General features: G+C 30.8%; 11 protein-coding genes. 5 read left to right on the forward strand and 6 right to left on the reverse strand.

The features are described from left to right. Nucleotides 1-12 precede the first annotated feature (12 nt). Complete coding sequence (locus tag BMY33_RS19540) at nucleotides 13-1911, forward strand: tetratricopeptide repeat-containing sensor histidine kinase (protein ID WP_091411673.1); 1899 nt, start codon at nucleotides 13-15, stop codon at nucleotides 1909-1911. 25 nt (nucleotides 1912-1936) lie between these two features. On the opposite strand, the gene BMY33_RS19545 is transcribed toward BMY33_RS19540, so the two are convergent. The 4 genes from BMY33_RS19545 to BMY33_RS19560 all read right to left on the reverse strand — a co-directional run bounded on the left by BMY33_RS19545 (nucleotide 1937) and on the right by BMY33_RS19560 (nucleotide 6520). Continuing rightward, a complete protein-coding gene (locus tag BMY33_RS19545; RefSeq protein WP_091411675.1) occupies nucleotides 1937-2518 on the reverse strand; it encodes a M23 family metallopeptidase in 582 nt (193 codons plus the stop codon). A 252-nt stretch (nucleotides 2519-2770) separates the two neighbouring features. Beyond that, a complete protein-coding gene (locus BMY33_RS19550) occupies nucleotides 2771-3007 on the reverse strand; it encodes a hypothetical protein (RefSeq protein WP_091411678.1) in 237 nt (78 codons plus the stop codon). Between the two features lie 320 nt (nucleotides 3008-3327). Further along, a complete protein-coding gene (locus BMY33_RS19555) occupies nucleotides 3328-6063 on the reverse strand; it encodes a CHAT domain-containing protein (protein WP_091411680.1) in 2736 nt (911 codons plus the stop codon). 7 nt (nucleotides 6064-6070) lie between these two features. Then, nucleotides 6071-6520: a hypothetical protein gene (locus BMY33_RS19560; RefSeq protein WP_091411682.1), complete on the reverse strand. Its 450-nt coding sequence runs from the start codon at nucleotides 6518-6520 to the stop codon at nucleotides 6071-6073. Between the two features lie 97 nt (nucleotides 6521-6617). Here BMY33_RS19560 and BMY33_RS19565 point away from each other — a divergent pair, with 97 nt between their 5' ends. Next, on the forward strand, nucleotides 6618-7178 hold the full coding sequence (locus BMY33_RS19565; protein WP_027393337.1) for an RNA polymerase sigma factor: 561 nt from the start codon (nucleotides 6618-6620) through the stop codon (nucleotides 7176-7178). Beyond that, nucleotides 7175-7978 (forward strand): tetratricopeptide repeat protein, encoded by an 804-nt coding sequence (locus BMY33_RS19570; RefSeq protein ID WP_091411684.1) that lies wholly within the window; start codon nucleotides 7175-7177, stop codon nucleotides 7976-7978. The genes BMY33_RS19565 and BMY33_RS19570 overlap by 4 nt, the downstream gene beginning before the upstream one ends. Before the next feature lie 73 nt (nucleotides 7979-8051). Here the strand turns inward: BMY33_RS19570 and BMY33_RS19575 are convergent, their stop codons facing one another. Together BMY33_RS19575 and BMY33_RS23600 are read right to left on the reverse strand one after the other, a co-directional pair. Beyond that, on the reverse strand, nucleotides 8052-8429 hold the full coding sequence (locus tag BMY33_RS19575; protein WP_091411687.1) for a hypothetical protein: 378 nt from the start codon (nucleotides 8427-8429) through the stop codon (nucleotides 8052-8054). A 149-nt stretch (nucleotides 8430-8578) separates the two neighbouring features. After that, complete coding sequence (locus BMY33_RS23600) at nucleotides 8579-8737, reverse strand: hypothetical protein (protein WP_170837134.1); 159 nt, start codon at nucleotides 8735-8737, stop codon at nucleotides 8579-8581. Between the two features lie 857 nt (nucleotides 8738-9594). On the opposite strand from BMY33_RS23600, the gene serS reads away from it, so the two are divergent. Both serS and BMY33_RS19585 read left to right on the forward strand, forming a co-directional pair. Beyond that, nucleotides 9595-10866, forward strand: coding sequence for a serine--tRNA ligase (gene serS / locus BMY33_RS19580; protein ID WP_091411689.1), 1272 nt, complete (start codon nucleotides 9595-9597; stop codon nucleotides 10864-10866). Nucleotides 10867-10957: 91 nt separating this feature from the next. After that, on the forward strand, nucleotides 10958-12745 hold the full coding sequence (locus BMY33_RS19585) for a tetratricopeptide repeat protein (RefSeq protein ID WP_091411691.1): 1788 nt from the start codon (nucleotides 10958-10960) through the stop codon (nucleotides 12743-12745). Nucleotides 12746-12751 lie beyond the last annotated feature (6 nt).

Here is a 12751-nt window from a genome sequence, read left to right on the forward strand (position 1 = left end):
CAATGTAGTATCATGGATATTTTAATTAAGAAGTTTTTTATAGTAATCATACTAATTTCATTTTCTAGCAACGCCCAGGAAAAGAAAGATTGGTATTCTTCTTTTGGAAAAATCCCAAATACGGTAGACAAACATTATTATAAGGATCTGGAAAACTCAAAAAACCTTCTTGAAAAAGTAAAGTTTATTGACACTATTGCTGCGATTCATATTCAGGCAGGAAATACGGATTCCATATTATACTATGGAGAGCTTCTAATAAATGAACTTCTTATAGAAAAGGAAAACTTTTCTAACTATACTCTTTATTTATCAAAAGCTTACAACATTCTTGGTAAGGGCAAGCTGGAAAAAGGACTATTTGATGATGCTATGAAGCATCATTTAGACGGTATTACTATTTCCTCTATTCCTGAAATGGATAGAATGCATTATACTCATCAATTAGGTTTAGGAACAGTCTACCTGCATCAAAAGGAATATGACACTGCTTTATCTGTATTTGAAAAATGTATAGAAAAAACTAAAGATAATGACCTGCTAGTTTTGGCAAAAAAATTATCCGCCGACGTATTCTTTTTCAAGAAAGATATTCCTAAGGCAAAATCTACATACCTTGAAGTTTTAGATGAATTAAAAGTCTATGAAAACAATAAAATTAGGCTAGAAACTCAATTAAAATTAGGAAGAATTGATTTTTTTGAAAAAAACTTAGCTCATGCACTTGAGTATTTCAGATCCGTTAAAGATATCGCATTAGAAAGTAGATTTTATGATCTCTACATAGATGCGGTTATAAGAATGGGGATAGTGTATTACAATCAAGGTCACGTTAAAGACGCAGAAATGATTCTATCGACTGCCTATGTAAATACTATGCAATGGAATAAACTTGAGCTACAAAGAGATGTTATCATGGTACTTAAGGACATAAAAGTTGCAGATAAGGACTATGAAAATGCATATAATTTAATGACTCAATATTTATCTATTTCCAACCAGATTCTTACAAATCAAAACAAGGCGATTGTAAAGGAGATGGAAGTTAAATATCAAACATTACAGAAAGAAAAAGAGATACTATCTCTTAAAGAAGAGCAATTACTTAAGGAAAGTGAGATTGAACGACAGCGAACAATTAAAAAAGCATTTCTAATTGGTTTCTTGGCAGTATTACTTCCCGTAATAGCATTATTATTTGTTTACTTCCAAAAATTAAAGACGCAAATAGCATTAAATAAGTCTCAAGAACAAGTTAATTCTCAAAAAGTAGAAGGATTGATGAAGGATCAAGAACTGAACTTGATCAACGCTACTATGGATGGACAAAACAAAGAACGAAAACGTCTAGCAAGAGAACTGCACGACAGTATTGGAGGAAATCTAGCAAGTATAAAACTACAACTTTCTGCCGCAAGTGATAACGAAACCTTACAAACAAAAATTATTAAACAGGTTGATGAAACTTATCATCAAGTTCGTGATTTATCTCACAACTTGGCTTCCAAAAAATTTCAAAACAATGGTGTTTCCAAACTAATAAAGGAGTATGTAAATAACATCCAACAAGGGAGTAATCAAAAAATTTCTTTTAACCCCCATCCTGAAGAAAAAATTAATGAAATAGAGAGCCCTTTAAAAGAAGAACTATTTAAGATTGTTCAGGAACTATTAACCAATACGCTTAAACACGCTAAAGCAGATCATATAGATATTTATTTAAATGAGTACCAAACTTCATTACAGCTTCTTTTTGAGGATAACGGAATTGGTTTTGACACTGCCAAAATAAAAGATGGAATTGGTTTTAAGAATATTAGAAATCGATTAAGTCCTTTATCTGGTAAAATGATGATAGATTCCACAAAGAACAGAGGTACTGTAGTTAACATAGAGATTCCTGTATCATAACACCTTGTTTCTTCAAAAAGTATAATTATTCTCTTAACCAACTATCAGGGTCTAAATAAAACATCTTTCGATTTCCTTGTACAGCTTCTGGATCTCTTAACCACCAATACGGAAATGGTGTGGTAATTGCATAATGTAAATGCGGAGGTTTTCCCGCAGCATTTCCTGTATTACCAACTGTTCCTAATTTGGTTCCGGACGCTACTGGTTGAAACGGAAAAGCATCAACCTCATCAAGATGGGCATAATAATGAAACCTCCACTTGGGTCCAAGCATCATAACTGTCTTCCCTCCTTTGCCCCCTTCATAGGTATACAAAACGATACCATATGTCGATGAAATCACATCAGTACCTTTTTCCTTAAAAATATCAATGCCCTTATGTGTTACAGAACTTCCCCATGGATATGCCCAAAAAGAATGATCATCCCAATCCTTTGTCGTGGCACCTTTTACAGGAATCACCATTTGGTGTGGCAGTAAAAATCCTAAACCAATAATCAACAACGGTATCAATGTTAATTTTCGGGTTCTTTTATTTCTATATAAAGATCCCATAAAGATTAAGAGTGAAGCTAGAAAACGACGCGTAGTACTGGTGATCATATATTAAATATACGATATATACTCTTAGCCATTGAGTCAATTAAAACTAGAAAAAAACGAGGCTCCCTTTTCAGACAACCTCGATAATCATTAATTTACAACAAACAATTACCCATAAAACAGCGAACTGGACACCATTGATTAGTGGTATGTGAATTACCTCCTGCACACCAGTAGATATTCCCTTTTCCGTTAATTTGTTGTTATTCCGATTTGCTTAACGCTTTACCGAAATGTAAAATTAATTTTACATTAAACACAGCACATTCCATTTTGCACACTACCTAAACAACGACCTCCTGGAAAAGGATCTCCCCATGCAGTACCATTTGCAGCAAATGAACACTCGCTACCATTTATGTATTCTCCTCCTTCTAAAATATAATCTGAAGAACAACCGCACGCCACAAAACCTCCTCTTCCTCCGTGAATGTCTTTTTGTTCCGATTTGCTAAGTGCTTTCCCTAAGTTTAACAATGATTTTTTCATAAGTAAATAATTTAAAATGATTAAGTCCTTGAACATTTTACGACACTCAAGGTTTGTGTCAATACATTTATAAAACCGATAGTTATTTCTGTATTTTCATTATTTCTAGTCTATAATAGCTGTGGATTCATAAAACTGCTTTAATCAAAGCATGTTTTCATATAAACCTTTGATGAAACACATAAGAAAGATGACTTTGTTTTAAAAAAACCGACGCTTCTTTATTGCAAGAGACCTTACTCTCTTTAAAATATTAACGTGATCATATGTAGTATCGAGTCTTTCAAAATGAACTTCATTTCTCCTAACTCTTCATACTTTTATGATTTGTTACCCATTTTTTTAAAAAAAATAAAAATAAAGAAGATAAAAATTAGAAATCCCATGATATAATAAGGAACGAAGTTCTTTTCAAAAGCTTGATCAGTATCACCAATCAGCACAAAAGAAGCCCAATAATATGGGGACATCTCCGATAATGAATGTTCTTTCAGGTATTTTCGTTTAGCATTACTTAAGGCTTCTACTTTAGATGAAGAAGCATTTAAATCTTCATAAAAATATTTCATAATATTAGAAGTAGAGGTATCATTAACATTCCATAAGGATGAAATAACGGTATTGGCCCCAGCATAAAAGAACCCTCTTGCTAAACTAAAGACACCCTCTCCTTTATTAATTTTCCCAAGGTTAGTTTGGCATGCACTTAACACTACGAGATCTGAATTATTTTTATAGATATATAACTCATGAAGCTTAATAGTATCTTTAAAAAAGTAAATCTCAGGCTTTTCTCCAGAATTTGCATGAGTAGCCAAATGTATAATTTTAGCATCCTCACTCATTTTTAGAAACATTTCTTTACTTGCTTGTTCAAACAAATAGGTCTCTCCATTTAAAATAGTATTAATTGAAAAAACTTCTTCTTGTGTAGTACTTAACTCTGGAAGATTAGCATTTGAAAATTGAATTGGTGCAAATCCAACAAAATCAAGATTTGCTTTTCTTTCGGTTTTACTGTTATGTTCTAAAAAGGATGCAGAATATGTATAACTAATATCATTTTGCTCAATTAGATATTTCAATGATTCCGCACTTACATTAAAAGCTTCAAAAGGGATGTTTTGCATAGCAACATCTGGAATAAACACCAAATGTTTATTCTTAATCATTTTTTTAAAATGCTCTCCAGGAAAAAGTTGTTGATAGATAGCGTAAGAAACATCTTTAAAAGACATCAATTCTTTTTTCTTTTTTAAGGGCCTCGATATTAACCTTCGATATTCATCTAAATTAACCAATAAATCATTGGCATTTTTTACTTTGAAACTGAATGTATTTTTAGAAGTGATTACGAGTCCAAAAACACTTTTCTCTTCAACATTTTGTTCATCGAGGGTGTATGAAATAATTACTGTATCCGAATCTAATTTTTCCTTTATTTGTGAAAGTGCAAACGGCTCTATTCTTAATTTTTTATCAAAGTATTTTGGATTTACCTTATAGAGGGAATCATTAAAAGCTTGATATGACTTTTTTAATTCGAACAAGGAATCTTTTTCTTTACTATAGATATCCTGATTTTGATTTATGTTATCCTCTAGACTTAAAATATTCTCTTTTAGCCGTAATCTTTTGTCCAATAATTCTTTTGGCAAGTCATATTGAATCGTATTTTCTTTAACACCTTGTATTAGCAATAAACCCTTGTTTTTTTCCATAAAACGGAATATCGAAGCATTATCTCCTAAAAGATATGCTGCTCGTACTCCCATGGTATAGGTATCAGAAACCTCTTTACGCCATAATAATTTTGTATTAATCTCGAAACTATTCTCTATAATTACAGTAACAAGTCGATCACTAATTGTTACTGTATTGATTACTTGTTCTAGATACTTAAGATTTTTAGTTTTTTCGTATAAATCAAATAGAATTATTATTTTACTTCTTAACGCTCTAAAAACATTTCTTCTATCATCCGTGTCGAACAATTGTAGTTCAGATAGCGTGCGATTAGTTAGCTCGCCATTTAGTCCAAAACTCCAACTCAATGAATTTTTAATATTTTGAAGAGCTAATTTATAATTCCCTTGTTCTCTAAAATAGTTTGCAATATTTCTATAACTTTCAGCCTTTCTGTTTTCATTATTTTTATTAAATATCAAACTACGTTTCAGATAGAATAGCGCACTATCTTTTTGATAATCAAAATACAATTCCCCTAAATTCACATATGAATTAGAAATTACCGAAGAGTCTTTTTGTTCTATTCCTCTTTCCAAATTCCTAATATAATAATATTTGGATTTGCTAAAATCATTCAGGTACGCATTAGCATATAAATTTGCATAAGTAGCGTTTAATGAATAAAAGTTTTTTTGTGAAAGTAGTCTTTCGTTTAATTGTATTAAACTATCTGCGTTTTTTAATAATTCAACACCTTGTCTAGAGGATGTTTTGGTATCTAACTCATCGCAAATAATCGTAGTATTGATATACAAAGATAAAAGACTTGACTCTAACGAACTTTTCTTACTTGAATCTGTTTCTAATAAGTAAATTCCTTTTTTGGAGTAATTTAAAGCTTTATATAATTCTCCTTTTCGTCTATAATATTTACCTAACTCTCCATATGATCTCGCTACTTTAATTCTTGTAATATTAGCTTCTATCACATTATTAAAACACCAAACTCCCTTAGTAAATTCTCTATTCTTAAAATAAAATCTCCCTAAATTATAAAGTGCATTTTCATAAGAAGTACTTTTTTTTAATTGATCATTAAAATGACTTACCTCAATCTTCGCATACTTTATCGCTAGATCATATTTTTTTTTATTGTACCACTGTACAGAAAAAAAATGAGACATTTCTAGAATATGAGTAGTATCTTTTGTTACGCCCAAAAGATGATCACTCTCTATCTCCTCAATTATCTTTTTACTTTCTTTGAGCTTTACAAATTGTTTATAATAATTTTGGCTACTTATAGGCAGAATATGCCCAATAAGTAGCCAAAAAAAGATTTTATATTTCTTAATCTTAATCTTCAATATTTAATTAATCGCAAACAATATTTGGATCATTAATTGAATATGTTCTATAATCAATTTTAAGAAGTGCAGATTTTTCTACTGGATCTTCTGCTTCAATAGGATCCGTAGCTTTATGATTCAAATCCTGATATGGGGCATCTTCCCAATTATGAATTACCAGATCTCTATAACTCCAGATTTCTCCATTAGGATTTAATGAACAGGAAGTTACGTTAACCTGGCCGTATTCAGTCGAATGCCTCGCTCTAATTTCAGATTTCTGAGATTCTGTAGTTCCTACTTCATAAATAACCACAACTTCTATATCTTCGATGGTATACTGAACAGGAGTTCCATCTACAAAAGTTAAATCATCGAATTTAGCATTTCCTTCGATTTCTATAAGTTCCTCATTTTGCTCACAAGCAAAGAAGAACAAACAACTTAGCGCCCCCAAAATAATGTTTTTCCTCATTTTTTTTACGTTTTTTATTTCCCTATTCTTCATAAAAACTTAAAATGTTACCCACGTAAAAGTATAAAATTTTATTTTTGCCTTTTAACATTTATATATGGATGGTAATTTTTTTTTAAAAGAGCTCGTAAAAGAAGATTCAAAAATAATTGCTCAAATATATAATAAAAACTTCCCTTCAATTAAAAAATTTATCCTTCTAAATAGCGGAAATACCGAAGATGCAGAAGATATATTTCAAAAATCCTTGATTCAGATAATAATTCGATACAAAAGAGAAAAATTTAGTATTTCGGGGGATTTTGATGCCTATTTAATGGCGATTTGTAAAAACTTATGGCGAAGAGAATTAAATCTTCATAAAAAAAGGGTAACAAATGTAGAAAAAGTTGAAGTACATGATGAATATATAGATAGTTCATTTGCCCTTCTAGAGCAAAAGAGACAAGAACTGTTTATTGAAAAATTTGCAGAAATTACCGGAAATTGTAAAGAGATTTTAACACTTTTTTTTGCAAAAACGCCATACGAAGAAATTGTTGCCAACACAGAATATTCCTCTGAATTGGTTGTTCGACAACGCGTGTTTAAATGCAAAAAACGTCTGGCAGAATTAATTAAAAAAGATAGTAGATATAATTCATTAAAAGAATTATGAGTTTAGAAGAAGACATATTAATTGAACGCTTTTTAAGAAATCAACTTTCTGAAAAGGAACGGAATGATTTTTTGTATACCATTGCCAATGATCAAAAGTTTAAAGAAAAATTTCTTTTAGAGAAGCAAATTTTTGAAACTCTAAATGAAGAAGAATGGAGTTATGTTTCGAAAATAGATGTAACAGAAGTAGAAGAATATACCACTTTATATCGAAATAATGCAGATAGATTAAAACAAGTAATACATAAGGCTACAACCAGTAATAAGCGTAAGAATAAAATAAGAAGATTATCCTATTTTTCTGCTATTGCAGCTGTTGCGCTATTTGCACTGCTTATTAATTTTTACTCTCAAAAAAACCAAAAGACTATTGAGGAAATTTATACTAATTACAGCACTTATGAACTACCTTCCTTAGTTACTAGAAATCCTAATGAAGTAGATCCTGATTTAGCTTTGGCGGAGAATAATTTTAAAAACGGAAACTATCAAGAAGCAATAATATATATTGATAAATTACTAAAAAAAGATAAAGACAATAGTACTTTACATTTATATAAGGCAATATCCCATTTGGAATTGGACGAATATTCGCAGGCAGAAATGAATTTAAATAGTTTAATTCGTAGCGACCTTATTGACTCCGAAAAAGGATACTGGTACAAATCACTCCTATACTTAAAAACAAAAGATTTAGATAAATGTAAAAAAATACTCCAGGTTATTATTAAAAACTCATATTCTAAGAATAAAGAAGCTAAGGAATTATTTAAAGAAATAGTTAATTATAAAACTTAATTATAGATATAGGGAAATACCGCATATTAAATAAGACAAATTTTATCTAGTCCTTATTTTTTCAAAATCGCTTTTAGAATGTAGGTAATGAAGCTTTTAATACCGCTGACTCATAATGAGTAAATTTATTTTGATCAGAAAACTCAAATTTCATAATTATAACGGATTTTTCAGCCTGCACGATATATGACTTTTCTCCATTCTTTTTTGAAATTACTCTACAACCCTCTATCATGCCTAATGTCTTATTATCGTTTTCTAAAAATTGATCAATATCATCAATAGTTTTTGTCTGCTGATGTTTTTCATCTAATAAGTCAAAAATCGTTGTGGGAGATAGATAATTATATCCTTTTGTAAAATCAATGAAAACGGCATCGTGATCATCTATATTCTGAGCAGAAATTGTGTGAATAAAAAGTACTGTAAATAAAAAGCAACATAGTTTCATAAATAGTATCTTTAATTCATTCGATACAAATGCAAGAAGAAACTTTCAATAATAAAAATATTATATAAATTAAATGCGTTTTTAGCAGCTAATGAGTATGCTTTTAAAACAAGGTTATCTTAAATAAGACAACCTCGTTTGCAATTAATTTACAAAAAACAATTACCCATAAAACAAGGAACCGGACATCTAGGAGCATTCGGCTCGCTATTGCCACCTGGGCAATAATAACCTCCGCTTTGTCCATTGATTTGTTTTAATTCCTCTCTACTTAAAGTTTTTCCGATGTTTAACAATGATTTTTTCATATGTGAAATATTTAATGATTTGTATGCCCTGAACATTTATCGACACTCAAGGTTTGTGTCGTTTGATCACATCATTTCTTATACTATTTTATGTATCACTTACTTCTTACTACTTCATTAATTAGAAAATCATCTCTAATCAGTTAATATCTTAAATCTAAAAAGTGTTACTCAAGCAAAATTCCTTTTCGTTAATAGTTGATATTAAATCGATAAACAACACAAAAAAATCTAATTTATTTTATAAAAATGGGGAGAATTCCTCAAAAAAAAACAATAACCCAAAACGTCCTCAAGGAAAATGAAACAAATCAACCTCATCACTATAATTTCCATTAGTCGATAGAAAATTAGATTTGGTCTATAGAAACTTTACTCCCACCTAATCTTAAGAAAATATTGAAAAGACCTATAGTATTTTTACATCAGAGAAAATAACAAATTAGTGTTGTTTATATGAAACATAAAATAAGTAACCGAGAGTTGCCTCTAGAAAGAAACATATAATCCGTACATAAAAATATTGCCCCCAAAACCTCACATCGTCATATTGCCCAAAAGCTATGTATTGTTGCATAGCTTTTTTTATTGTTTATCCTAAGTAATCACCAAATAATATCATTTATTTTAAGTCTAGAAATAAGTCTAAAAAATAAAAGGTTCATCTTTTTTAAAAAATTCATTCTTTCTCATTCATACAAAACCAACCTTTTCTTTAAATTTGCTGCTTTAATGCGAAAGGGATAGCAGCGACATCCTTTTGTTTTATCATCACGAACTTGTAGAAGGAAAAAACAAAAGATATAGCGGATAGCCCGACCACGAGAAAGCGAGTGGAATCGCCCAAAACAAAAATCATGTTACTTGCACAACAAATCATAGCACATAAAGAAGAATATATTGCTGCATTAGCCAAAAGGAATTTTGACGCTGCTCCAATTCTAGAAAAGGTAATCAACCTGGATGAAGAAAGACGTGCTACACAGTCCAAATTAGATAATATCAAGGCGGACTCTAATAAACTGAATAAGGAAATTGGAGTTTTGTTTAAAAATGGAGAACAACAAAAAGCAACTATATTAAAAGAAAAAGCTTCTCAAATTAAGCAAAGTATGAATACTTTAGAAGATAGACTTCCTAAAGTTAAAGCAGAGCTTATTGAATTATTATATACAATCCCAAATATTCCTCATCCTTCTGTTCCTAATGGACAAACTGATGAAGATAATGAAGAAGTTTTTAGAGAAGGTGATATACCAACTTTAGAAGAAGGTGCTTTACCCCATTGGGAGCTTGCCAAAAAATATGACATCATTGATTTTGAACTTGGAGTAAAAATCACAGGTGCTGGATTTCCTGTATATAAAGGAAAGGGAGCAAGGTTACAACGCGCATTAATTAGTTATTTTCTAGACAAAAATACAGAAGCTGGATACAAAGAATATCAAGTACCACATTTAGTAAATGAAGCTTCTGGTTATGGTACAGGTCAATTACCAGATAAAGAAGGCCAAATGTATCACGTTACAGCTGATGATTTATATCTAATACCTACGGCAGAAGTTCCAGTAACCAATATGTTTAGAGATGATTTAGTAAATGAGAATGACCTGCCTATTTGTTGCACTGGTTATACTCCATGTTTTAGAAGAGAAGCTGGATCCTATGGTGCTCATGTCCGTGGTTTAAATCGTCTACACCAATTTGATAAAGTTGAAATCGTACGTATCGAAAAACCTGAAAACTCGTATAAAGCCTTAGACGGAATGGTAGATCATGTAAAGGAAATTCTTAAAGAATTAAAATTACCATACCGAATATTACGATTATGTGGAGGAGATATTGGATTTACTGCTGCCCTAACCTATGATTTCGAAGTGTTTTCTACCGCTCAAGATCGTTGGTTAGAAATTAGTTCTGTCTCTAATTTTGAATCCTACCAAGCCAATCGCCTAAAACTAAGATATAAAGATGGTAATGGTAAAAATCAATTAGCACATACATTAAATGGAAGTTCCCTAGCCTTACCAAGAGTATTAGCGGGTATTTTAGAAAATTATCAAACTCCTAAAGGAATTAAAATCCCTGATGTTTTAGTTCCATATTGTGGGTTTGAATATATCGACTAATTCTTTTGGTGCTAGATAAACAGCTAGTTTAACAACATCTATAACATAATATCAAAGCGCATTTTGCTATATTTACAAAAAAACTTGCAGCATGCGCTTTATTTACCTTTGTATCATTTTTCTTTTTGCTACACCTATGTTTGGTCAATCCGAACAGTTAGCAAAGAACTACGTGCAACAAGGTGAATATGAAAAAGCACTTTCTGTATATAAAAAATTACATACTAAAAATCCTAATCGTATTTCTTATTTATTAGGTCTTGTAGAATCTTATCAACAATTAGAGCAGTTCGAAAAAGCTGAAAAAATTCTACAAAAACAAATCGAAAGAAAACCCAAAAATGCCCAATTATTTGTTGAGTTAGGTCATCATTATGAGGTACAAGAAAAATCTGAAAAGGCTACTACATATTACAATAAGGCTTTAAAAATTTTTAATAGTAATAATGTAAATGCTGCATACTCTCTAGCCCAAACTTTTGAAAAATACAATCTTCTGGACCAAGCGGCCTTAATTTATGAAAAAGGAATGGCTTCCAATCCTGGGGCCAATTTTAATGTGCAACTCGCCAAGATCTATGGAGAACAAGGTAAACTAGAAAAAATGTTTGATAGTTATCTTTCTTTACTTCAATTACAGCCTAATTATAAAAACATAGTTCAACGTAATTTTAGTCAATATATCACGGATGACCCTGTAAATGACGCCAATGTTATATTTAGAAAGTTATTGATAAAAAAATTACAGCAAAATCCGGATATCATTTATAATGAGATGTTAAGTTGGCTTTTTGTACAACAAAAAGATTTTAAAAAAGCTTTTGTGCAAGAAAAAGCTATCTATAAAAGAAAAGATCAAGGATTACAGGGTATTATTGGTCTTGCTAGAATTGCAATCGGTGCTAAAGACATAAAATCTGCTACCCAGATTTTAGATTATATTCTAAAAGCGCCTGCTGGTAATGACATGAAACTTACTGCTCATAAAATCATTCTAAAAGCAAAAACTGACCTCGCTGACAAAAAAGATTATAAAGAAATCCAACAGCAGTATGAAGAAGTATTTGAAACCTATGGAAAAGCATCTCAAACCATTGGTTTGCAAATAGATTATGCTCATTTCCTGGCATTTAATCAAGATAACAAACGGGATGCTATTGATTTCCTAAAACGTCTATTAGATAAAGAAAAGCTTTCTAGGTTTCAGTCTTCAAGAGCTAAAATGAAGATTGCAGACATCTTAGTTTTAGATCAAAAATTCAATCAAGCACTTATCTATTACACACAAGTACAAAACGCTTTAAAAAATAATTTTCTAGCACAAGATGCACGTTTTAAAGTTGCTAAAACCAGTTATTATAAAGGTGATTTTGCGTGGGCACAAACTCAGTTAAATGTACTAAAATCATCTACTTCTCAATTAATCGCAAATGACGCTATGGAATTAAGCCTCATCATTAGTGATAATTCTTTAGAAGATTCTACACAAACTGCTTTGAAGATTTTTGCCAGAGGAGACCTATTAGCTTTCCAGAATAAAAATCAAGAAGCAATCTCTAAATATGAAGAAATTCTAGTGAATCATAAAGGAGAAAAAATTGAAGATGAAGCTTTTCTTAGACAAGCAAAATTATTCGAAAAACAAAAAGAATTCGAAAAAGCAAAAGTAAACTATCTAAAAATCATAGAATTCTATCCAGAGGACATCTTGGTAGATGATGCTTATTACTGGTTAGCAGAATTATATGTAAATGTTTTGGGAGAACCCGAAAAAGCAAAAGAATTGTATGAGAAGTTAATCTTTAATCACGCGGATAGTATTTATTTTGTGGATGCAAGAAAGAAGTATCGTACATTACGCGGTGATGCAATTAACTGACTCTTG

Origin of the sequence: Aquimarina amphilecti, from assembly GCF_900109375.1 — a bacterium.
Taxonomy (GTDB): domain Bacteria; phylum Bacteroidota; class Bacteroidia; order Flavobacteriales; family Flavobacteriaceae; genus Aquimarina; species Aquimarina amphilecti.

Coding starts and splice junctions, on each gene's coding strand:
- BMY33_RS19565 (WP_027393337.1), top strand. CDS start 6,618: ATGGATGGTAATTTTTTTTTAAAAGAGCTCGTAAAAGAAGATTCAAAA.
- BMY33_RS19545 (WP_091411675.1), bottom strand. CDS start 2,518: ATGATCACCAGTACTACGCGTCGTTTTCTAGCTTCACTCTTAATCTTT.
- BMY33_RS23600 (WP_170837134.1), bottom strand. CDS start 8,737: ATGAAAAAATCATTGTTAAACATCGGAAAAACTTTAAGTAGAGAGGAA.
- BMY33_RS19585 (WP_091411691.1), top strand. CDS start 10,958: ATGCGCTTTATTTACCTTTGTATCATTTTTCTTTTTGCTACACCTATG.
- serS (WP_091411689.1), top strand. CDS start 9,595: ATGTTACTTGCACAACAAATCATAGCACATAAAGAAGAATATATTGCT.
- BMY33_RS19550 (WP_091411678.1), bottom strand. CDS start 3,007: ATGAAAAAATCATTGTTAAACTTAGGGAAAGCACTTAGCAAATCGGAA.
- BMY33_RS19540 (WP_091411673.1), top strand. CDS start 13: ATGGATATTTTAATTAAGAAGTTTTTTATAGTAATCATACTAATTTCA.
- BMY33_RS19570 (WP_091411684.1), top strand. CDS start 7,175: ATGAGTTTAGAAGAAGACATATTAATTGAACGCTTTTTAAGAAATCAA.
- BMY33_RS19560 (WP_091411682.1), bottom strand. CDS start 6,520: ATGAGGAAAAACATTATTTTGGGGGCGCTAAGTTGTTTGTTCTTCTTT.
- BMY33_RS19575 (WP_091411687.1), bottom strand. CDS start 8,429: ATGAAACTATGTTGCTTTTTATTTACAGTACTTTTTATTCACACAATT.